A 19,219-nucleotide genomic window follows, 5' to 3' on the forward strand; every position below is an offset into this window, starting at 1 on the left:
GGTCACCGGCCGGTCAGCTCCCGCTTGAGGATCTTGCCGGTGGCGGTCATCGGTAGCGACTCGACGAACTCGACCAGGCGCGGGTACTTGTAGGCGGCCATGTTCTCCCGGCACCACGCGACCAGCTCCTCCTCGGTGACCTCCCCGCCGCGGATGACGAACGCCTTGACCTCCTCGCCGAGGCTGTCGTGCGGCACGCCGACGACCGCCGCCAGGGACACGGCCGGGTGGGTCAGCAGCACCTCCTCGATCTCGCGGGGGTACACGTTGAAGCCGCCCCGGATGACCATGTCCTTGGCCCGGTCGACGATGTAGTAGAAGCCGTCGGCGTCGCGGCGCGCGAGGTCGCCGGTGCGGAACCAGCCGTCGCGCATCACCTCGGCGGTCGCCTCCGGGCGGTTGTAGTAGCCCTTCATGATGTTGTGCCCGTGGATGGCGATCTCGCCGACCTCGTCGGCGCCATCGATCGTCTTCCACTCGGGGTCGATCAGCTTCACCCGTACGCCCCAGATCGGCACGCCGATCGAGCCGGGCCGCGGGTCCCGCTCCGGGTCGCTGAAGGTGGCGACCGGCGAGGTCTCCGACAGGCCGTACCCCTCGAGGATCTGTACGCCGAACCGGTCCTTGACCTGCTTGATGATCTCCACCGGGAGGGAGGCGCCGCCGGAGACCGCCACCCGCAGGTTGCGGGCGATCTCCTCGACGTCGACGCTCTCGTCCAGGGCGCCGAGCAGTCCCCAGTACATCGTCGGCACGCCGGCGAAGAAGGTGATCTTCTCCCGCTGCAGCAGCCGGACCGCCTCGTCCGCCTGGAACCGCGGCAGCAGCACCAGCGTCGAGCCGACCGCGAAGCCGGCGTTCATCTGCACCGTCGAGCCGAACGAGTGGAACAGCGGCAGCGTGATCAGGTGCCGCTCGTGTTCGGTGGCGAGGCCGCCGAACAGCCGGTTGCAGGTGAGCGCGTTGAACACCAGATTGGCGTGCGACAGCTCGGCGCCCTTGGGCTGCCCGGTCGTGCCGCTGGTGTAGAGGATCACCGCGGTGTCGGTCTCGCCGGTGTCCACCGTCTCGATGGCGCCGTCGCCGCCGGCGAGCGCCTGGCCGAGCGTCTGCGCGCCCTCGATCGGCGAGGCGGCGGCCGGGTCGGCCGTGATGAGGAAGAACTCCTCGCACCCGTCGGTCTGCTCGAAGCCGGCGAAGCCCTCGGCGCCCATCGGCAGCTCGGCGGTCCCCTCGAAGCAGAGGTACGCCCGGGCCGCGGAGTCGGCCAGGTGGTAGGCGATCTCGCGGCCCTTGAGCAGCACGTTGAGCGGCACGACGACCGCGCCGGCCTTGAGGATGCCGTAGTAGGCGATCGGGAAGTACGGCAGGTTCGGGCAGGACAGCGCGACCCGGTCGCCCGGCCGGATGCCGCGCGCCGCCAGCAGCCCGGCGACCCGGCCGGCGGCCGCGTCGAGCGCGGCGTACGAGAGCCGGGTGTCGCCGAGCACGACCGCGTCGCGGTCCGGGTGCCGGCGGGCGCTGTCCTCCAGCAGGGTGGCCAGGTTCAGGGTCATCGGGGTGCCTCCGGGAGATCGAGTTCCTTGATGAGCGGTTCGGCGCCGGGCCAGTCGCCGTAGCCGGACGCGGGGTTGAGGTGGCCGACGGCGCCGAGCTCGCGGTACTCGCCGCCCCAGGCGTCGGCGAGGGACCGGACCAGCGCCGGGTCGCCGAGCGGATCGTCGGCGCTGGCGGCGACGATGCTGCGGAACGGCAGCGGCCGGCGCGGTATCGGCAGCCAGCCGAGGGCGGCCAGGTCGGACAGGGACGGATACTCCGCGGGCAGCGGCGCCGCCAGGTCCGGCGGGGTGGCGAGCAGGGCGCCCCGCACCCGCCCGGCCGCGCCGGCGTGCCGGGCGGCCCAGTGGACGGTCGTGATCACGCCGGCGCTGTGCGCGACGAGCACCACGGGCCCGGCGGTCGCCTCGATCGTCTGCTGCAGCGCCGCTACCCGCTCGTCCAGGCTCGGGTTCTCCCGGCCGAGCGGCGGGACGGCCCGCACGTTCGCCAGCGCGGCGGCGAGCCGGGTCTGCCAGTGATCCGGCACCTGCCCCCGCAGCCCGGGCACAGTGACGATCACTGTGCCCGGGCCTGGGGTCACGCTGTGCCCCCGTCCGCGGCGCCGGTCGTCTCGGCGGGCTCGAGCCGCCGGATGCTGGCGGGGTAGGCGCGCCGCCCCAGGAACAGCAGGACGACGGCGGCCACGGCGGCCAGCGGGACGTACCTCATGGCGGTTTCGAGGCCGAGCCGGTCGGCGAGCACGCCCGTGATGATCGGGCCGGCGGCCAGGCCGAGCACGTTGTTGAAGAGGGTGAGCGTGCCGAACGCGGTGGCCCGGATGGACTCGTGCGTCAGCCGGGCCACCATGGCGCCGGTGGGTCCGGTCGTGCCGGCGGCGAAGAAGCAGCCGACCGCGAGCAGCAGCATCTGCGCGCCGCCCGGCTCGACCGCGAAGGCGGCGCCGAGGAAGACCAGCGTCACGGCGGCGAAGACGATGGCGGTGGTCCACTTGCTGATCGGCCGGGTCCGCCCGACCCGGTCCGTGATCATGCCGCAGACGATCATGCCGGCGCCCATGATCAGAATGAACAGCGCGGCGACCTTGGCGGCCTTGTCCGGCGCCATGTCGTGCGCCCGGTTGAAGTAGCTGGGCAGCCAGGCGAAGAGCGAGCCGGCGATGAACAGCTGCAGGCCGCCGCCGGCGTACGCGAAGATCACCGCGGGGGTGGAGAAGAGCGTGGACAGCTTGGCGCGCTCGCGACCGGCGGCCAGCGCCGGCCCGGTGCCGGGGGCGTCGTCGACCCGGTGCGCGGCCAGCCTGCGCTCGTTGATCAGTACCCAGTAGAGGCTGGCGAGCACCAGGCCGAAGATGCCCATCACCGCGAACGCCCAGCGCCAGCCGAACTGGACGGCGAGCACGCCGCCGAGCGCGACGCCCAGCACCGAGCCGAACGAGCCGGCCGCCATGAACGCGCCGGTGAGCGAGGCACGCCGGCGCGCGGAGAAGACCGCGAGCACGACCGCGAGGCCGACGCTGCCGTACGCGGCCTCGCCGACGCCGATCATGAGGCGGGCCGCGAGCAGGTGCCCGTAGCCGGCGGCGAGCGCGCAGCCCACCGTGGCGAGGCTCCACACGACCGCCATGACGACGATCGCGCGTACCCGCCCCCAGCGGTCGCCGACCAGCGACAGCGGCACCGCCAGGATGCCGACGGTCAGGGCGACGATGCTGGTGAGGCTGCCCAGCTGGGTGTCGGTGAGACCCCACTCGTCCTTCAGGAACGGGAAGACCGCCGACAGGACCTGCCGGGACATGTAGTCCGACAGCAGCAAACCGAAGGTGAGCGTGAATACGACCCACGGAAAGGCCCGGGAGACCCGGGCGAGGGGTGCGGCGGGTGCCGCGACTGCCGGTCTGACCTGCATGGCCATGATCGCTCCAAGAATGAGCCGGGGGTTAGGTAATAGGTGAGACCAGATCGGGTGTGAGCGTGGGGCGCGGCGTGCCGCACCCCACGCGGGCGGTCGGGGGACTCGTGCTCGGTTCGTGCTCAGGAGTGGAAGGTGAAGCCCAGCTGGCCGGGCTTGCGGTTCGGCGCGAAGCCGAGCCGGGCGAGGGCCTCGTCGGCGCTGTCCCAGTACTCGCCGATCTTGTAGATGTCGCGGGCTTCCTTGCCGTCCGCGACCTTGCGGCCGAGCTCGCCGGCGATGCGGACGAGCTTCTCCACCTGCTGGACGGTGGTCATCTTCTCGCCCAGCAGGCCCCAGAGGGTGTCCTCGTTGCCGCAGCGGGTGTGCAGGCCCATGGCGATGCCCATGGTGTTGATCGGCAGGACCGCCCGCATGATCGATTCCAGGGTCAGCGACGCGCCGTCCGGCACCCGGCGGATGAACTCCATCATGTTGTACGGGTTGGGCCCGTCGAACCCGCCGCCGATGGCGACCCAGCTGATGTTGAGCGGCCCGGTGTAGAAGCCGCGCCGGACCAGTCGTTCCACGGTCTCCAGCTGGGCGACGTTGGCGAGCTGGAAGTGCGGCTGGATCCCCGCGGCCCGCAGCCGGCGCAGGTGCTCCTCGACCCAGGCGGGCTCGGCGGGCACCACCATGTTCCGGAACGCCTCCCAGAGGGCGGGCCGTTCGAAGGAGGTGCCGGCGATGTCGTCGGCGGTCATCAGCTCGACGATGTTCATCTGGTTGGTGTTGATGGCGATGGTGACCTGGTCGGGCGCCGGGTCCAGGGTGGTGAGCAGGTGGCGGGCCTCGTCCTCGAGCCACTTGGCCTCCTCGCCCTCGTTCTCGGGCGTGAAGGAGATGGAGCCGCCGATCTGCAGGATCATGTCGGGGACGGCCTCGCGGACCCGGCCGAGGAGTTCGTTGAACATCGACATCCGCTTGGAGCCCTTGCCGTTCAGCTCGCGGACGTGGATGTGCAGCACGGTGGCGCCGGCGTTGTAGCAGTCGACCGCGGCCTGGACCTGCTGGTCCATGGTGACCGGGATGTCCTCGGGGAAGTCGCCGGGTTCCCACTCCGGCCCGTACGGCGCGGCGGTGATGACCAGCTTCTCCTGGGTCTCGGGCCACAGCGAGTCGTCGAGGAAGTGCATGGGGGTCTCCTAACCGGGGGCAGGGGGTTCAGAAGGTCTTGTCGCCGATGACCCCGGCGCGCTCCATCTTGCGGACGGCGGGCCAGTAGTCCTGCACGGCGTAGTGCTGGGTGTTGCGGTTGTCCCAGATGGCGAAGCTGTTCGGGGTCCAGCGCCAGCGGACCTGGTACTCGGGGACGGCGGCCTGGCGGATGAGGTAGTTGAGGAGCTCGCTGCCGCCGGGGGCGTAGTCGAACCCGAACCGGATCCGTTCCGGGGTGTGGTAGTTGGTGAAGTGGGTGGTGAAGGCGTTGACGAACAGCACCTTCTCCCCGGTCTCCGGGTGGGTGCGCACCACCGGGTGCTCGGCGTCGGGGAAGCGTTCGTGCAGGGCCAGGCGCTGCTCGATGGGCATGTTCGCGCCGAAGCTCGCCTCGATGCTGTGCCGGGCCCGCAGGCCCTCGATGCGGGCCTTGACGTCCTCCGGGAGCCGCCGGTAGGCCTCGGCCATGTCGACCCAGATGGTGTCGCCGCCGACCGCGGGTCCCTCGACCATCCGCAGCACGCAGCCCATCGGCGGCGCCTCGCGCCAGGTCGCGTCGCAGTGGTAGGCGTTCTCGTAGTGCTCCGCCGGGCTGTCCAGGTCCTTGTAGATGCGGACCAGGCCGGGGTGCTCGGGGTCGCTGCCCGCCACCGGGTGGTCCTCCAGCCGGCCGAACCGTTCGGCCAGCGCCACGTGTTCGGCCCGGGTGATGTCCTGATCCCGGACGAACAGCACCTTGTGGCGCAGCAGCAGGGTTTTGAGCTCGGCGAACAGGTCGTCGTCGCGGGCGACCTCGGCCAGCTTCACATCGTGCAGTTCGGCGCCGATGTGCACCGTGAGCGGGCGCGCTTCGATGGCGTCGGTCATGGGTGGTCTCCCAACGTGGTGTCAGAGGCTGAAGACGGAGGAGCCGATGCTGCGGCCGGCCTCGAGGTCCCGGTGCGCCTGGACGGCGTCGTCCAGCGCGTACCGTTGATTGATCTGGATCTTGATTCGGCCGGTCGAGACGTGGTCGAAGAGCTCGCCCGCCAGGGCGGCGCGCTCGGAGTCGTCGGCGATGTAGTCGGCCAGCGCCGGCCGGGTGACGAACAGCGAGCCCTTGATCGCGAGCTGCATCGCGTCGATCGGCGGGACGGCGCCGGACGCGGTGCCGAAGCAGACCAGCAGGCCGCGGCGGCGCAGCGAGTTCAGCGACTGCTGGAACGTCGTCGCGCCGATGCTGTCGTAGACCACCGGCACCCCCTGGCCGCCGGTCAGCTCGCGCACCCGGGTGGCGACGTCCTCGCGGGTGTAGACGACCGTGTGCGCGCAGCCGTGCGCGCGGGCCACCGCCGCCTTCTCGTCGGTGGAGACGGTGCCGATCACGTCGACGCCCAGCAGCCGCGCCCACTGCGTGAAGATCAGGCCGACGCCGCCGGCCGCGGCGTGCAGCAGCACGGTGTCGCCCGGCGCGAGCGGCGCGATCCGCCGCAGCAGGTACGCGCAGGTGAGACCGCGCATGGTCATGGCCGCGGCGGTCTCGAACGAGATCTCGTCCGGCAGCTTGATCAGCGGCGCCGCGGACATCACCCGCTCCGTGCTGTAGGCGCCGAGCCGACTGCCGGTGTAGGTGACCCGGTCGCCCTCCCGGAAGCCGGTGACCCCGGTGCCGACCGCCTCGATGACACCGGCCGCCTCGACGCCCATCCCGGCGGGCAGCGCGGCGGGGTAGAGGCCGCTGCGGAAGTACGTGTCGGCGAAGTTCAGCCCGACGGCGTGGTGCCGTACCCGCACCTCGCCGGCGCCGGGTTCGCCCACCTCGACCGGCTCCCACCGCATGACCTCCGGCCCGCCGGGCCGCTCGAAGCGGATGGCCATCGCCACGTGTTACCTCCAGGGGTCCGGTGCCGTGATGAAGGCAACAGTAGGCGTGATGCCTGCCACATGCTTTACTCGTTGGGACATATTCCTTATCTCTAGGGGACATTGGGTGGGCGATTCGAAGCCTTCTATCCGGTACGCGACCCTCAGCGGCTACCTCCAGCTCGCCCAGTCGTTCGACCTCGACCCGGCCACCCTCATGCGCGCCGTCGACCTCGACCCGGCCGACCTGGCCACGCCGGACAAGTGGGTGCCGGCGGTCCGCGCCGTGCGGCTGCTGGAGCTGTCCGCCCGCGCGTCCGGCCACGCCGACTTCGGGCTCAAGCTCGCCGAGTTCCGCCGGCTGTCGACGCTGGGCCCGCTGAGCCTCGCCCTGCGCGGCGAGAACACCCTGCGCGACGCGCTGGGCCTGCTGATGCGCTACGAGCACACCTACAACGAGGCGATCCGGATCCGGCTCGTGGAGACCGAGGGCCTCGCCTCCATCCGGCTCTGGTTCGAGCTGGGCGAGCCGGCCCCCTCGACCCAGGCCGAGGAGCTCGCGGTCGGCGCGCTGCACGGCATCGTCCGCGAGGTCCTCGGCGCGCGCTGGCAGCCCCTGTCGGCCTGCTTCTCGCACGCCGCCCCGGCGGACGTCGAGACGCACACCGCGCTGTTCGGCGGCCGCGTGCACTTCGGCCACGACTTCACCGGCCTGGTCCTGTACGCCAAGGACCTCGACGCGCCGAACATGCTCGCCGACACCGGCCCCGGGCGCCGCCTCGACGAGATGCTCACGTCGCTGGCCGCACCCCGCGGCCGCACCACCTCGGACCGGGTCCGCGACCTCGTGGAGATGCTGCTGCCGACCGGCCGCTGCGCCGTCGACCAGGTCGCCCGCACCGTCGGCATGGACCGGCGGACCCTGCACCGGCACCTCGCCGCCGAGGGGGAGACCTTCACCTCGATCGTCGACGTGGTCCGGGCCGGCCTGGCCGAGCGGTACCTGTCCCACGAGCGCTACCGGCTGACCGAGATTTCCGACCTGCTGGGCTTCGCCGCGCCCAGCGCCTTCTCCCGCTGGTTCCGCAACCACTTCGGCGACAGCCCCAGCCAGTGGCGCGCCCGCCGCGCCGACCTGCCCGCCGCGTGACCCGCGCGGCGGGTTCAGTCGCGGCGGGTCATCACGCGCAGCGTGACGGTCAGGCAGGCCGCGCACCACGCCGCCAGTACCAGGAAAGGGCGCGTCGCGATGCCGTCCGGCGGTGGGGTGAGGGTGTCCCGGACCGCCTCGGCCATGTACTGGAACGGCAGGACCTGGTGTATCGCCTGCAGCCACCCGGGTAGCCGGTCGGGCGGGAAGTTGATCGGCGAGAACATCAGCGCGATGAAGACGATCAATTGGGTGACCAGGTTGGTCACGGCCGGCGTGGTGGCGTACGCGATCGCGAAGCCGATGGTGGTCGCGGTCAGCGCGACCAGCAGCATGGCCGGACCGGCCACCCAGCTCGGGTCCAGGGTGAAGTCGAAGCGCAGGGCCGCGACCAGCAGTCCCAGGATCAGCCCCGGCGCGCCGACGACCAGCCAGACGGTGACGTCCGCGCCGAGTACCGCGGTGCGCGGCACCGGAAGGGTCTGGTTGTAGGCGAAGGTCCCCTCGGTCTTCGCGGTCGCGACGAGCTGCGGCGCCATGACCATGCCGATCGTGATGAGGCCCAGGGTCGGCGCACCGGTGGACAGGTAGCGGGCGGTGGCCGGGTCGACCTGGGGCAGCAGGAACGCGAAGCCGATGACGATCCCGACGGACAGGAAGATCTGGATGACCAGGACCAGCGGCAGCAGGAAGCGCAGCCGGATCGCCGACCAGCGCAGCAACAGCAGATAACTACGGAACCAGTGTCGCATCGCGGTCGACCTCCGGGTTGTCGGCGAGGGCGAGGTAGACGTCCTCGAGGCTGACGGGGTTGAGGGAGTAGCGGGCGGTGAGCGAACGCGCCCAGGCGACCGCGAGGTGCGCGTCCGGTCCGGCGACGCCGACGATGAGGCGGTCGCCCTCGCGGTCGGCGCGTAGCGCCCAGGCCGGCAGCGGGGGATCGGCGGGCAGGGTCAGCTCGAGGCTCATCTCGTGGCCGGCGGCCAGCGTCGCCGGCGTGCCGGCGGCGGTGACCCGGCCGTGGCCAAGGACCACGACGCGGTCGATGGCGCGCTCGGCCTCGGCGATGTTGTGGGTGACCAGGACGACCGCGCGGCCGTCGGCGGCCAGCGCGCGCACCTGCTCCCAGAGCAGCCGCCGGCGCACCGGGTCGACGTCGTTGGTCGGCTCGTCGAGCATGACCAGGCCGCCGGGCTCGACGATCGCCATGCAGAACGCGGTGAGGCGGCGCACGCCGCCGGACAGCCGCTCGCCGGGCCGGTCGGCCCACTCCTCGATGTCCAGCGCGGCCAGCAGCTCGGCCGTGCGCCGGCGGACCGCCAGGCGGCCGCCGCCGCGGATCCGGCCGGCGATCTCGATCGCCTGCCGGGTGGTGACGCCGGTGAGCGGCGCCTGCGCCTGCGGCTGGAACGAGCAGACCGAGCGCGCCCAGGCGGGCTCCGCGACCGGGTCGCGGCCGAGCAGGGTGATCCGGCCGGCGGTCGGCCGTACCAGGCCGACGATCTGCCCGAGCAGGGTGCTCTTGCCGGCGCCGTTGTGGCCGAGCAGGCCGATCACCTCCCCGGCGGCCGCGTCGAGGGTGATGCCGTCGTTGGCCCGGACGCCACGGCGATAGACCTTGGTCAGGTTGTCGATGCGCAGCATGGTCGCCTCACATACCGATCGGTATTTGGATACCACTGAGTATCTGGATACCGGATCGAATGTCAACCGGGTAGATTCGGCGCCATGACGGAGCGACTCACCCGGGCGCAGCAGCAGGCGGTCACCCGCACGCGCCTGCTGGACGCCGCGGAGACCCTCTTCGGCGACCGGGGGATCCACCAGACGTCGCTGGACGGGATCGCCGCGGCCGCGGGCCTGACCAAGGGCGCGGTCTACGCGAACTTCGCCGGCAAGGCGGACCTCATCGCGGCGATCCTGGAACGTAAGCTCGGCGCCGACGAGCCTGATCCGCCGAGCCCGTCGCTGGCGGCCTGGGCCGGCCGCCTCGGCGACAGCTACGAGTCCGCCGTCGACCGTCCCGAGATCCGGCGCTTCGCGATGGCGTTCGTCGAGCTCTGGCTGTACGGCATGCGTGACGAGTCCGCACGGGAGCCGCTGACCCGGTGGCTGCAGAGCGTGCGGGACGCGAACGCGAGGGAGGCGGCCGAGCTCGCCGACGACCTCCCGATCCCGGCGGATCAGCTCGCCGCGCTGCTGCTCGCCCTCGACATCGGCGTCGGCCTGCAGCGGTGGCTGGACCCCGAGGCGGTGCCGGCCGAGGTGTACACCGCCGGCCTCAAGGCGATCCTGGGGCGTGGCCCGGCCTGACCGCCGTCCGGAGGCTGTGCACGATCGCGGCCTCCGCCGCCGTCCAGGTCTCGGTGTGCCGCACCCAGCCGGGCGGCGGCGCGGGCTGCGGCCCGAAGAGGTACCGGTGCGCGACGACGCCGCGCAGCGCCCGGTGCACGTCCAGCTTGTCGTCGACGAAGTGGGTGATCCCCAGCTCCGCGCAGTGCACGGCCTTGTCGGGCCGCGCGCGGCAGAACCGGACGTCGTCGCGGGCGATGCCGGTACGGGCCCAGAAGTCGTGGTGGTCGAGCCACTGCCGGGAGCGGCGCTGCACCCGCTCGCCGCACTTGGAGACCAGCCACACCCGCTCGAAGCGCGGCACGAGCCGCGACAGCGCGTCGAACGCGCCGGGCACGGCCGGCGTCGCCAGCATCCGGGCGGTGTCGCCGCCGAAGAACTGCGTATCGCTGCCGCCGGGCACGACGCCCCCGCCGATGATGACCCGGCCGATGTCGACTCCGAGCCGTACGTCCTGTGTGAACATGTCGATCAGTCTGGTGACTGCGGAGCTACAGCAGAACTATCGATGTCAGCCCGGCTATAGTCTCAGGCTATGAATGAGCGCGCGGTGTCCGCCGACGCGCTGGCGTCGTTCGCCGTCTTCGCCGAGCACCTGAACTTCACGCACGCCGCCGCGGAGCTGCACATCTCCCAGCCCGCCCTGCATGTGAAGATCCGCAAGCTGGCGCAGGCCCTCGGCCGGCCGCTCTATCACCGCAGCGGCCGACGGCTGGTGCTCACCGCGGACGGCGCGGCGGTCGCCCGGTTCGCCCGCGCGCACGACGAGCGGCTCGCGCACTTCCTGGCCGAGTTCGCCGGGCTCGCGCCCAGCCGGCCGGTGGTGCTCGCCGCGGGCCAGGGCGCCTATCTCTACCTGCTCGGCGATGCGATCCGGGCGGTGCTCGCCGAGGGGCCCACCCGGCTCCGCCTGATCAACTGCGACCACCGGCAGATGCTCGCGAGCGTCCGTACCGGACAGGCGCATCTCGGTGTCGGGGTGCTCGCCGCGCCGCCCGAGGACCTGAGCGCCGTCGAGCTGGCGTCGTTCCCGCAGACGCTCCTCGTGCCGGACGGCCACCGGCTGGCCCGGCGCCGGTCGGTGGCGCTGCGCGACCTGGCCGGCGCGAGCCTGGTCCTGCCGCCCCGGCCGCGACCGCACCGGACGCTGCTGGAGCGGGCCCTCGGCGCCGCCGGGGTGGACTGGACGGTCGCCGTCGAGGCCGAGGGGTGGCCGCTGATCACGCACTTCGTCGCCCTCGGCGTCGGCGTCGCGGTCGTCAACGGCTGCGTGCCGGCGCCGCCCGGGCTGGTCGCGCTGCCGGTCACCGACCTGCCGCCGGTCACCTACCACGCGGTGCACCAGCCGGCGGCCCTGTCGGACCCCAGGGTCGCCGGCCTGCTGGACCGTCTGCGGACACCCACGCGCTGACCTGCGTCGACAGTGGACGGTGCTGGAAAATGTCGGACCCGGCCGCTACGGTCCCCGCAGTCACGTGCCGAGGGGCGCGCCGCAGAACATGGGAGAAAGGTGGCTCCGATGCCAGCCGACACGACGTACCTCGAGCTCTCCGAGGACGCCGGGAGTGCGCACAAGTTCTACGAGGTTGCCGTCGACGGTACGGAGCTGACCGTCCGCTTCGGGCGGATCGGCGAGCGCGGCCAGGTCAAACAGTCGTCGTTCACCAGCGCCGACAAGGCCAAGGCCGAGGCGTCGAAGAAGATCGGCGAGAAGATCCGCAAGGGGTACGCGCCGGCCGTGCCGGGCGGCCGGGCGAGGCGTGCGGTCTCCCGGCGGCAGATCGTCAGCACCCGCTCGACGGCCACCCGGGCACCGGTCCTGTGGCGCTACGCCTCGGGCAGCCCCGCGTTCGGCGTCTTCGTCGACGACGACGTGTGCATGGTCGGCAACGAGAGCGGCCTGATCACCACGCTCAGCCACGACGCCGAGGTGGTGCGGCAGTTCAGGCTGCCCGAGGGCGTCAAGTGCATCGTCGCCGACGACGGCTGGATCTACGCCGGCTGCGACGACGGCAACGTCTACGACCTGTCCGGCAAGGTGCCGCGGATGGCATACCGGATCGCGCCCGAGATCGACATCTACTGGCTCGACATCCACGACGGCGTCCTCGGCGTCTCGGACGCCGACGGCGGGATCTCCGCGATCGACCACGAGGACGAGTTCCTGTGGCAGCGGCCCGGGCGTGGCAACTCGGCCTGGATGGTCCGCTGTGACGCCGACGCCGTGCACCACGGCCACTCCCGCGGCGTGACGAGCTACGACTGGCGCACCGGCCGCGAGCTGTGGCACACCGGCACCGGCTCGGTCCTGTTCGGCTGGCAGGAGCGGGACACGCTCTACGCCGGCACGGCGACCCGGCAGATCGTCGAGCTTGGCAAGGACGGGTCGCACCGGCAGACCTATCGCTGCGACGCGCCGGTCTACTCCTGCGCCACCGCGGAGAACGGCCGCTACGTCTTCGCGGGCGACAGCGCGTCGTCCATCTACTGCTTCGACGCCGACGGCACTCGGCTGTGGAAGCTCGGCACCGGCTGCGGCTCGGCCTACTCGATGCAGTACCGCAACGAGCGGCTCTACATCGTCACCACGGACGGCTCGCTGGCCTGCATCGACGCCACCGAGAGCGCGATCCGCTCCGCGGTGGGCGGCACCGTCCCGCAGGCGATCGACGTGAAGGCGCCCCCGCGCATGCCGGCGGTGGCGCCGTCCAGCACGGTCGAGATCGTCCACGACGTCGCGGACGGCGTGCTGGTCGAGTGCGTCGAGGACCACGGCCGGCTGCGCGTGCGGGTGGTCTCCTCCGGCTACCACCAGGACTGGCAGGTCCAGTTCCCGAAGGGCATCCGCGAGCGCGGCAGCCGCTACGTGGTGACCGGCGTCCGTCCGGCGTCCCGCGGCGGCTTCTACCGGGCCTACGGCGAGATCCGCCGGCTCCTCTAGGCGCGTCAGCGTCCCGCCCTTTGACGGGGGCGGGACGCTGGACCGGCGGTCAGGCCGGCGTGGTCTATCGAATCTCTTCGTATAGCTCGAAAGTCACCCTGGCGTTTTCATCGAGATCCTCGTCGAAGTCGCAGACGATCCCGTCAGGGGTGTCGCAGGAGAACTTGGGGTCGCCGAACGCCGGGCTCCGCCAGTAGAGCTCGACCGAACCGAATTCCGTGTCATAGCTGACGTTGGCCGAAGTGCCGCCGCCGACCTCGTCCGACTCCGTGCCGAACCTGGCGATCTTCTTCCTCTTGACGGAGTTCGGCGGGAATTGAATCCAGACGCCCTCCGAGACGGAGGCATCGTCCAGGGTGAGCTGCAACGAGGTCTTGTTCTTGAGCGTGACCCACACGCTGCGCTCGGCCTCGTCGGCGGCGGCGGTGTGGGCTACGACAGGGGTGGCCGGGGTGGCGTTGGCGATGCCCGGCAGCACTGCGACCATGGCGGCCGCAGCCATTACGACGGCGCTCGTGGTACGCATCATCGAGGTGCGAGAACGAGACAGGTTCATGCGGTCTTTCCTCCTGATGGTTGGCTTCGGCCCTTGCTCATTCATCGGGACCGGGGCCGGTTCCGAGAGAGCCGTTGCCAAGTATTACGGATATCGCTCACCTTCTCCTATAAACTGATAGATATTGATTTAGTGTGCGATTTGCATCATTCTCTTATGTCCTACCTTTCGGTGTCCGATGTAGATATCCGGTGGCGAGGTCAGCCGTCGCCGAGCAGGTCCCAGCGGTTGCCGGCGATGTCGAGGAAGACCGCGACCCGGCCGTAAGGCTCGGTGCGCGGCTCGCGAAGGAACGTGACGCCGGCCGCGGTCATCCGCCGGTACGCCGCGTCGAAGTCGTCGACGTGGAGGAAGAAGCCGACCCGGCCGGCCGCCTGGTCGCCGACGGCGGCGCGTTGCCGGTCGCCGTCCGCGCGGGCCAGCAGGATCCCGGTCTGCGCGCCGGGCGGGCGCACCACGACCCAGCGCTTGGGCCGCCCGTCATTGGTCAGCGACGGCGAGTCCTCCACCAGGTCGAAGCGCAGCACCTCGGTGAAGAACTCGATCGCGGGGTCGTACTCGTCGACGATGAGGGCGACCAGGTCCATCCGCACGGGTCAGAGTAGCCCGAGGCCGAGCCAGGCGGCGGCGCCGGCGGCCGCGAGCAGGACGATGTTGAGCCCGATCAGCCGGGCCTCGCCGCGGGACAGGTGTACCGCGATGCCGCCGACCTGGATCAGCGCGAGACCGATCGCGGCGGCGACGGCGAGCCAGGGCGCGATCCCGGTCAGCGGCGGCAGGATCAGGCCGGCCGCGCCGAGGAGCTCCAGCGTTCCGATGGTCCGTACCAGGGGCATGGGCACGCTGTCGACCCAGCCCATCATGGGCCGCAGGCGCTCCCGGCTCTGCGCGACCTTGATGCCGCCGGCGTACAGGTAGAACGCCGCCAGCAGCGCCGCGGTGATCCAGTAGGCGATCTCCATGGGGGTTCCCTCGATGCCGTAGAAACAAGAGCGACCACATGATGCGCGACCGCGGGACGGCTTACAAAAGGCACACGCGTGTGCCTGAGACACAGGGGGTTGTCATGTCGCAGTACGAGCACACCTGCCTGATCCGGGGAGACGGCGGCCGGACGATCCGGGCGATCCTCGACCGGATCTGCAACAAGTGGGCGCTGCTGATCGTGACGACCCTCGATCAGGGGACGCTGCGCTTCACCGACCTGCGGCGGCAGCTACCGGGGATCTCGCAGCGGATGCTGACGCTGACCCTGCGCAACCTCGAGCGCGACGGCCTGGTGGCCCGGACCGTCCACGCGGAGGTGCCGCCCCGCGTCGAGTACGCGCTGACGCCCACCGGCAAGAGCCTGATCCCGCCCGCGCTGGCCCTCGCCGGTTGGGCCATCGAGAACATCCCACACATCGAGGCCAGCCGGGCGGCGTATCGGCCGCGATAGGAAGGGGCCGCGGTAGGGAAGGGGCCGCGGTAAGGAACGGGCAGCGGTAGGGGAGGGTGCTCAGGCGACGGCGGCTGGGGCTGGGGTGCCGCGGCGGCGGTGACGGGCGGCGGGTACGACCATCGGGGTTCCGGTCTCGGGGTCGGCGATCACGCGGCACGGCATGGCGAACACGTCCTCGACGAGCTCGGCCGTCATGACGTCCGCGGGTGCGCCCTGCGCGACCACCTTCCCGGCGCGCATGACGATGAGCTCGGTCGCGTACCGGCAGGCGTGGTTGAGGTCGTGCAGCACCGCGATGACGGTGCGGCCCTGCTCGTGCAGCTCGGCGCAGAGGTCGAGGACCTCGAACTGGTGTGACAGGTCGAGGAAGGTGGTCGGCTCGTCGAGCAGCAGGATGGGCGTCTGCTGGGCCAGGGCCATGGCCAGCCACACCCGCTGGCGCTGGCCGCCGGAGAGCTCGTCGACGAAGCGGTCGGCCAGGTCGGCGACCTCGGTCATCCGCATCGCCTCGGCCACCGCCTCCTCGTCCTGCCGCGACCACTGGCGCATCAGCCGCTGGTGCGCGAACCGTCCGCGGGCGACCAGCTCCTCCACGACGATGCCGCCGGGCACGACCGGGGACTGCGGGAGCATGCCGAGCTGCCTGGCGATGTGCTTCGCCGGGTAGGAGGCGATCGCGTTGCCGTCGAGGTGCACCACGCCGGCCTGCGGCTTCAGCACCCGGGCCAGGGCGCGCAGCAGGGTCGACTTGCCGCAGGCGTTGGGGCCGACGATGACGGTGAAGGAGCCGTCGGCGATCCGCACGTCGAGGTTCTCGGCGACCACCCGGCGGTCGTAGGCGAGGGTGAGGTCGGTGGCCCTGAGCCGGGCGTCGTCGGTCATGGGTGGGGGTTCCTCATCATCGGGTGCGGCGTTCGCGGAACAGCAGCCAGGTCAGGTAGGCGCCGCCGAGGGCGGCGGTGATGACGCCCACCGGGATGTCGTGGCCCGGCAGCGCGTGCTGCGCGGCCCAGTCGCCCGCGGTGAGCAGCGCGGCGCCCATCGCGGCGCTCGGCAGGATCCCGGCGTGCGGCGAGCGGGCCAGCCGCGCGGCGAGCGGCGGCGCGGCGAGCGCGACGAAGGCGATCGGGCCGGCCGCCGCGGTCGCGCCGGCCGTCAGGCCGACGGCGGCGAAGGCGAGCACGGTCCGGCTGCGCCCGACGGGTACGCCGTGCAGGACGGCGATGTCGTCGCCGAGCGCGAGCATGCCCAGGTGGCGCCCGTAGTGCAGCACGACGGGCAGCAGCACGACGACGGCGGCGGCGACCAGGACGACCTCGGTCCAGCCGCGGCCGTTGACGCTGCCGAGGAGCCAGACCTGCGCGGCGAGCGCCTCGTCCAGCCGGCCGCGGTAGATCAGGAAGGAGTTCGCGGCCTCCAGCAGCGCGGAGACGCCGATGCCCATGAGCACGAGCCGGAACGGCTGCATGCCCCGGCGGAACGCCAGCAGGTAGATCGCCACCGCGCAGAGCAGGCAGCCGACGATCGCGCCCGCGGCGACCTGGATGCCGCCGCCGTCGAGGATCAGCATGACCACCAGCGCGCCGGTCGCCGCGCCGACGGTGAGGCCGACGAAGTCGGGGCTGCCGAGCGGGTTGCGGGTGAGGCCCTGGAAGACCGAGCCGCTCACGGCCAGTGCCGCGCCGACCAGCAGCGTGATCAGCACCCGGGGCAGCCGCAGCTCGTAGACGATGAAGTCGGTGCCCGCGTCGCCGCGCCCGGCGAGGCTGCGGAGCACGTCCGCGACGGGTATGTCGAAGTCGCCGCTGGTCAGGTTGACCAGCGCGACGGCGAGCGCGACCAGCGCCAGCGCGGCGCCGGCGACCAGGGCGCGCACGTGCAGGCGGACGGAGAGGCCGCCGCCGCGGAGCACGATCTTCGGGCCGTGCGCGCTCACAGGGCACTCAGCCGGCGTCGGCGGCACAGCGCGATGAACAGCGGCGCGCCGAGGAAGGCGGTGACCACCCCGACCGGCAGTTCGGCGGGGGCGACCGCGACCCGGCCGAGCACGTCCGAGCCGAGCAGCAGGGCGGGCCCGATGACCAGCGAGTAGGCCAGGATCCAGCGGTGGTCGGAGCCGGCGATCATCCGGGCCGCGTAGGGGACGGCGAGGCCGAGGAAGAAGACCGGCCCGCAGGCCGCGGTGGCGGCGCCGCACAGCACGGTGACCGTGACGATGCCGAGCGCCCGGATCCGGCCCGGGTGCGCGCCGAGCGAGGTCGCCGACTCGTCTCCCATGCCGAGGGCGTTCAGCTGCCGGCCCAGCACGAGCGCCAGCACGATGCCGGCCAGCAGGAACGGCATCACCTGCAAGATGGTGGCGGTCTCGCGGTCGGAGAGGGAGCCGACGTCCCAGTGCCGGTAGCGGTCGAACGCCTCGCGGCGGGTGACCAGGACGGCCCAGACGATCGCGCCGAGCACCGAGCTGAGCGAGACACCGGCCAGGATCTGGCGCTCGGGCGTGTGCGCGCCGGCGGAGCCGCCGAGCGCGAAGACCGCGGCCGCGGCGAGCGCCGCGCCGGCGAACGCGAACCAGACGTAGCCGGTGGCGTTCGCCACGCCGAGGAACGCGACGGCCAGCACGACGCCGGTCGAGGCGCCGAGGCTGACCCCGAGCAGGCCGGGCTCGGCCAGGGGGTTGCGGGTGAGCGCCTGCATGACGGCACCGGCCAGGCCGAGGGCGGCGCCGACTCCGACGCCGAGCAGGGTGCGCGGCAGGCGCAGCTGGTGGACGATCACCGATTCGGCCGAGCCGTCGGGGTGCCAGAGCACCTGCCAGACGGTGCCGAGGCCGACGTTACGGCTGCCGATCGCGATGCTCAGCGCCACCGCCGCGACCAGGACGGCGATGCCGGCGGCCAGGCCGGTCCAGCGGCGCGCGGATCGCGAGGACGTCCGTCGTGGCCCGCCCGGCGGGCCCGTCCGCTGTTCCGGGCGTACGCCGGTGGTGCCCTGTGTCAACGGTCTCCCCGCTCGTGAAGTTAGGTCAGGCTAACCTACACTCTCGTCCGAGGTCGCCGACCCGGGGCCTCGTGACGAAGGGATCAGCCGTGCGGCTATTCACGATCCGGCGGACCGCCACGGTGGCGGCGGCCGGACTCATGCTTCTTGTCGGCGCCTGCGGACCGAACTCGGAGCCGCAGGAGAGCGGCGGCGCCAGCGCGGCGGCCGCGGCCACCGGCTTCCCGGTCGCCCTGCCGCACAAGTACGGCACCACGACGGTCAGCGCGGAGCCGAAGCGGATCGTGACCGTCGGCCTGGTCGAGCAGGACGCCCTGCTCGCGCTCGGCGTCGTGCCGACCGCGACCACCGAGTGGTTCGGCACCAAGCCCGGCGCGGTGTGGCCCTGGGCGCAGGCCGCGCTCGGCGGCGCGCCGGCACCGCAGGTGCTCACGAACACCGACGGCATCCAGTTCGAGAAGGTTGCGGCCCTGCGGCCGGACCTGATCCTGGCCGTCTACTCCGGACTGACCACTGAGGACTACGCGACGCTGTCGAAGATCGCGCCCACCGTCGCGCAGCCGAAGGACACCGTCGACTACGGCGTCAGCTGGCAGGACCTCACCCGTACGGTCGGCTCGGCCGTCGGCCGCAAGGCGCAGGCCGACAAGGTCGTCGCGGACGTCGAGGCCCGCTTCGCGGCGGTCCGCAAGGAGCACCCGGAGTTCGCGGGCGCGACCGGCCTGATGGCCACCACCTGGGAGGGCTACTACGTCTACGGCCCGCAGGACTCGCGCGGCCGGCTCCTCACCGACCTGGGCTTCAAGCTGCCCGAGGGCCTCGCCGAGGTGACCGGCAAGGAGTTCGGGGCGAACCTGAGCAAGGAGCGCACGGACCTGCTCGACACCGGCGCGCTGGTCTGGCTGGTCGACAAGTACGCGCCGGACAAGGCGAAGGTGCAGGCCGACCCGCTCTACGCCAAGCTCAAGGTCAAGACCGAGGGCCGCGACGTCTACCTGGAGAACGAGGAGCTGGTCGGCGCGGCCACCTCGTTCGTCACGGTGCTGAGCCTGCCGCTGCTGCTCGACAAGCTCGTGCCGCAGCTCGCCGCCGCGGTGGACGGCAACCCGGCGACCGTCGTGGAGCGGGCCGCCGCCGGCTGACCGAGCACGACGCGCGGTGGGGGGCCGGGCGGGGGCCCGCGGCCCCCCCCGGGTTTTTTTCGGGGGTTACCCGCGCGCCCGGGTTTTACGGGCCCCCAAACCAAACACAAGGGCGTAGCGGGGGGAGCCA

General features: G+C 72.0%; 21 protein-coding genes. 6 read left to right on the forward strand and 15 right to left on the reverse strand.

From position 1 onward, the window contains the following. Positions 1 to 2: 2 nt before the first annotated feature. From ACIBSW_RS21185 to ACIBSW_RS21210, 6 genes are all read right to left on the reverse strand, one after another. Entirely contained in the window at positions 3 to 1,556 is a 1,554-nt protein-coding gene (locus tag ACIBSW_RS21185) for a long-chain fatty acid--CoA ligase (protein WP_354724272.1), read from the reverse strand. Beyond that, entirely contained in the window at positions 1,553 to 2,140 is a 588-nt protein-coding gene (locus tag ACIBSW_RS21190; protein WP_354724274.1) for an alpha/beta hydrolase, read from the reverse strand. Before ACIBSW_RS21190 ends, ACIBSW_RS21185 begins: the two co-directional genes overlap by 4 nt. After that, positions 2,137 to 3,471 (reverse strand): MFS transporter, encoded by a 1,335-nt coding sequence (locus tag ACIBSW_RS21195; RefSeq protein ID WP_354724276.1) that lies wholly within the window; start codon positions 3,469 to 3,471, stop codon positions 2,137 to 2,139. The genes ACIBSW_RS21190 and ACIBSW_RS21195 overlap by 4 nt, the downstream gene beginning before the upstream one ends. 119 nt (positions 3,472 to 3,590) lie before the next feature. Continuing rightward, the gene (locus ACIBSW_RS21200; protein ID WP_354724278.1) at positions 3,591 to 4,643 is read right to left on the reverse strand and encodes a 3-keto-5-aminohexanoate cleavage protein; all 1,053 of its coding nucleotides are present in this window, start codon (positions 4,641 to 4,643) and stop codon (positions 3,591 to 3,593) included. A 28-nt stretch (positions 4,644 to 4,671) separates the two neighbouring features. Beyond that, entirely contained in the window at positions 4,672 to 5,532 is an 861-nt protein-coding gene (locus tag ACIBSW_RS21205; protein WP_354724279.1) for a TauD/TfdA family dioxygenase, read from the reverse strand. A 21-nt stretch (positions 5,533 to 5,553) separates the two neighbouring features. Then, on the reverse strand, positions 5,554 to 6,522 hold the full coding sequence (locus ACIBSW_RS21210; RefSeq protein ID WP_354724310.1) for a quinone oxidoreductase: 969 nt from the start codon (positions 6,520 to 6,522) through the stop codon (positions 5,554 to 5,556). A gap of 112 nt (positions 6,523 to 6,634) precedes the next feature. Here ACIBSW_RS21210 and ACIBSW_RS21215 point away from each other — a divergent pair, with 112 nt between their 5' ends. Continuing rightward, positions 6,635 to 7,657: an AraC family transcriptional regulator gene (locus ACIBSW_RS21215; protein WP_354724281.1), complete on the forward strand. Its 1,023-nt coding sequence runs from the start codon at positions 6,635 to 6,637 to the stop codon at positions 7,655 to 7,657. A 14-nt stretch (positions 7,658 to 7,671) separates the two neighbouring features. On the opposite strand, the gene ACIBSW_RS21220 is transcribed toward ACIBSW_RS21215, so the two are convergent. Together ACIBSW_RS21220 and ACIBSW_RS21225 are read right to left on the reverse strand one after the other, a co-directional pair. Further along, on the reverse strand, positions 7,672 to 8,409 hold the full coding sequence (locus ACIBSW_RS21220) for an ABC transporter permease (protein WP_354724283.1): 738 nt from the start codon (positions 8,407 to 8,409) through the stop codon (positions 7,672 to 7,674). Next, complete coding sequence (locus ACIBSW_RS21225) at positions 8,390 to 9,301, reverse strand: ABC transporter ATP-binding protein (protein WP_354724285.1); 912 nt, start codon at positions 9,299 to 9,301, stop codon at positions 8,390 to 8,392. Before ACIBSW_RS21225 ends, ACIBSW_RS21220 begins: the two co-directional genes overlap by 20 nt. 84 nt (positions 9,302 to 9,385) lie before the next feature. Here ACIBSW_RS21225 and ACIBSW_RS21230 point away from each other — a divergent pair, with 84 nt between their 5' ends. After that, positions 9,386 to 9,970, forward strand: a complete 585-nt coding sequence (locus tag ACIBSW_RS21230; RefSeq protein ID WP_354724287.1) for a TetR family transcriptional regulator — start codon at positions 9,386 to 9,388, stop codon at positions 9,968 to 9,970. Here ACIBSW_RS21230 and ACIBSW_RS21235 read toward each other — a convergent pair. Then, positions 9,939 to 10,475: a hypothetical protein gene (locus ACIBSW_RS21235; protein WP_354724289.1), complete on the reverse strand. Its 537-nt coding sequence runs from the start codon at positions 10,473 to 10,475 to the stop codon at positions 9,939 to 9,941. The genes ACIBSW_RS21230 and ACIBSW_RS21235 overlap by 32 nt on opposite strands. Before the next feature lie 69 nt (positions 10,476 to 10,544). Here ACIBSW_RS21235 and ACIBSW_RS21240 point away from each other — a divergent pair, with 69 nt between their 5' ends. Next, positions 10,545 to 11,420, forward strand: a complete 876-nt coding sequence (locus ACIBSW_RS21240; protein ID WP_354724291.1) for a LysR family transcriptional regulator — start codon at positions 10,545 to 10,547, stop codon at positions 11,418 to 11,420. A gap of 108 nt (positions 11,421 to 11,528) precedes the next feature. Then, positions 11,529 to 12,950 (forward strand): WGR domain-containing protein, encoded by a 1,422-nt coding sequence (locus tag ACIBSW_RS21245; protein WP_354724293.1) that lies wholly within the window; start codon positions 11,529 to 11,531, stop codon positions 12,948 to 12,950. A gap of 64 nt (positions 12,951 to 13,014) precedes the next feature. On the opposite strand, the gene ACIBSW_RS21250 is transcribed toward ACIBSW_RS21245, so the two are convergent. The 3 genes from ACIBSW_RS21250 to ACIBSW_RS21260 form a co-directional block, all read right to left on the reverse strand. Next, the gene (locus tag ACIBSW_RS21250; protein WP_354724295.1) at positions 13,015 to 13,506 is read right to left on the reverse strand and encodes a hypothetical protein; all 492 of its coding nucleotides are present in this window, start codon (positions 13,504 to 13,506) and stop codon (positions 13,015 to 13,017) included. A 200-nt stretch (positions 13,507 to 13,706) separates the two neighbouring features. Further along, positions 13,707 to 14,093, reverse strand: coding sequence for a VOC family protein (locus ACIBSW_RS21255; protein WP_354724312.1), 387 nt, complete (start codon positions 14,091 to 14,093; stop codon positions 13,707 to 13,709). A gap of 9 nt (positions 14,094 to 14,102) precedes the next feature. Further along, entirely contained in the window at positions 14,103 to 14,468 is a 366-nt protein-coding gene (locus ACIBSW_RS21260; protein ID WP_354724297.1) for a DoxX family protein, read from the reverse strand. Between the two features lie 104 nt (positions 14,469 to 14,572). Between ACIBSW_RS21260 and ACIBSW_RS21265 the strand changes: the two genes are divergently transcribed. Further along, positions 14,573 to 14,944: a helix-turn-helix domain-containing protein gene (locus ACIBSW_RS21265; protein ID WP_354724298.1), complete on the forward strand. Its 372-nt coding sequence runs from the start codon at positions 14,573 to 14,575 to the stop codon at positions 14,942 to 14,944. A gap of 60 nt (positions 14,945 to 15,004) precedes the next feature. Here ACIBSW_RS21265 and ACIBSW_RS21270 read toward each other — a convergent pair whose 3' ends face one another. From ACIBSW_RS21270 to ACIBSW_RS21280, 3 genes are read right to left on the reverse strand one after another with little or no spacing between them, the layout of a single operon-like run. Continuing rightward, entirely contained in the window at positions 15,005 to 15,829 is an 825-nt protein-coding gene (locus tag ACIBSW_RS21270; protein WP_354724300.1) for an ABC transporter ATP-binding protein, read from the reverse strand. Positions 15,830 to 15,845: 16 nt separating this feature from the next. Continuing rightward, positions 15,846 to 16,883, reverse strand: a complete 1,038-nt coding sequence (locus tag ACIBSW_RS21275) for an iron chelate uptake ABC transporter family permease subunit (RefSeq protein ID WP_354724302.1) — start codon at positions 16,881 to 16,883, stop codon at positions 15,846 to 15,848. After that, positions 16,880 to 17,947, reverse strand: coding sequence for an iron chelate uptake ABC transporter family permease subunit (locus ACIBSW_RS21280; RefSeq protein ID WP_354724304.1), 1,068 nt, complete (start codon positions 17,945 to 17,947; stop codon positions 16,880 to 16,882). The genes ACIBSW_RS21275 and ACIBSW_RS21280 overlap by 4 nt, the downstream gene beginning before the upstream one ends. Positions 17,948 to 18,036: 89 nt before the next feature. Here ACIBSW_RS21280 and ACIBSW_RS21285 point away from each other — a divergent pair, with 89 nt between their 5' ends. Further along, positions 18,037 to 19,089: an iron-siderophore ABC transporter substrate-binding protein gene (locus ACIBSW_RS21285; RefSeq protein ID WP_354724306.1), complete on the forward strand. Its 1,053-nt coding sequence runs from the start codon at positions 18,037 to 18,039 to the stop codon at positions 19,087 to 19,089. The last annotated feature ends 130 nt before the right edge of the window (positions 19,090 to 19,219 follow it).

Origin of the sequence: Actinoplanes sp. NPDC049668 (genome assembly GCF_044465445.1) — a bacterium.
Lineage (GTDB): Bacteria > Actinomycetota > Actinomycetes > Mycobacteriales > Micromonosporaceae > Actinoplanes.

Excerpts from the sequence above, each read along its gene's own strand:
- ACIBSW_RS21185 (WP_354724272.1), bottom strand. The coding sequence starts at position 1,556 with ATGACCCTGAACCTGGCCACCCTGCTGGAGGACAGCGCCCGCCGGCAC.
- ACIBSW_RS21195 (WP_354724276.1), bottom strand. The coding sequence starts at position 3,471 with ATGGCCATGCAGGTCAGACCGGCAGTCGCGGCACCCGCCGCACCCCTC.
- ACIBSW_RS21200 (WP_354724278.1), bottom strand. The coding sequence starts at position 4,643 with ATGCACTTCCTCGACGACTCGCTGTGGCCCGAGACCCAGGAGAAGCTG.
- ACIBSW_RS21205 (WP_354724279.1), bottom strand. The coding sequence starts at position 5,532 with ATGACCGACGCCATCGAAGCGCGCCCGCTCACGGTGCACATCGGCGCC.
- ACIBSW_RS21210 (WP_354724310.1), bottom strand. The coding sequence starts at position 6,522 with ATGGCCATCCGCTTCGAGCGGCCCGGCGGGCCGGAGGTCATGCGGTGG.
- ACIBSW_RS21220 (WP_354724283.1), bottom strand. The coding sequence starts at position 8,409 with ATGCGACACTGGTTCCGTAGTTATCTGCTGTTGCTGCGCTGGTCGGCG.
- ACIBSW_RS21225 (WP_354724285.1), bottom strand. The coding sequence starts at position 9,301 with ATGCTGCGCATCGACAACCTGACCAAGGTCTATCGCCGTGGCGTCCGG.
- ACIBSW_RS21230 (WP_354724287.1), top strand. The coding sequence starts at position 9,386 with ATGACGGAGCGACTCACCCGGGCGCAGCAGCAGGCGGTCACCCGCACG.
- ACIBSW_RS21235 (WP_354724289.1), bottom strand. The coding sequence starts at position 10,475 with ATGTTCACACAGGACGTACGGCTCGGAGTCGACATCGGCCGGGTCATC.
- ACIBSW_RS21240 (WP_354724291.1), top strand. The coding sequence starts at position 10,545 with ATGAATGAGCGCGCGGTGTCCGCCGACGCGCTGGCGTCGTTCGCCGTC.
- ACIBSW_RS21245 (WP_354724293.1), top strand. The coding sequence starts at position 11,529 with ATGCCAGCCGACACGACGTACCTCGAGCTCTCCGAGGACGCCGGGAGT.
- ACIBSW_RS21250 (WP_354724295.1), bottom strand. The coding sequence starts at position 13,506 with ATGAACCTGTCTCGTTCTCGCACCTCGATGATGCGTACCACGAGCGCC.
- ACIBSW_RS21255 (WP_354724312.1), bottom strand. The coding sequence starts at position 14,093 with ATGGACCTGGTCGCCCTCATCGTCGACGAGTACGACCCCGCGATCGAG.
- ACIBSW_RS21260 (WP_354724297.1), bottom strand. The coding sequence starts at position 14,468 with ATGGAGATCGCCTACTGGATCACCGCGGCGCTGCTGGCGGCGTTCTAC.
- ACIBSW_RS21265 (WP_354724298.1), top strand. The coding sequence starts at position 14,573 with ATGTCGCAGTACGAGCACACCTGCCTGATCCGGGGAGACGGCGGCCGG.
- ACIBSW_RS21270 (WP_354724300.1), bottom strand. The coding sequence starts at position 15,829 with ATGACCGACGACGCCCGGCTCAGGGCCACCGACCTCACCCTCGCCTAC.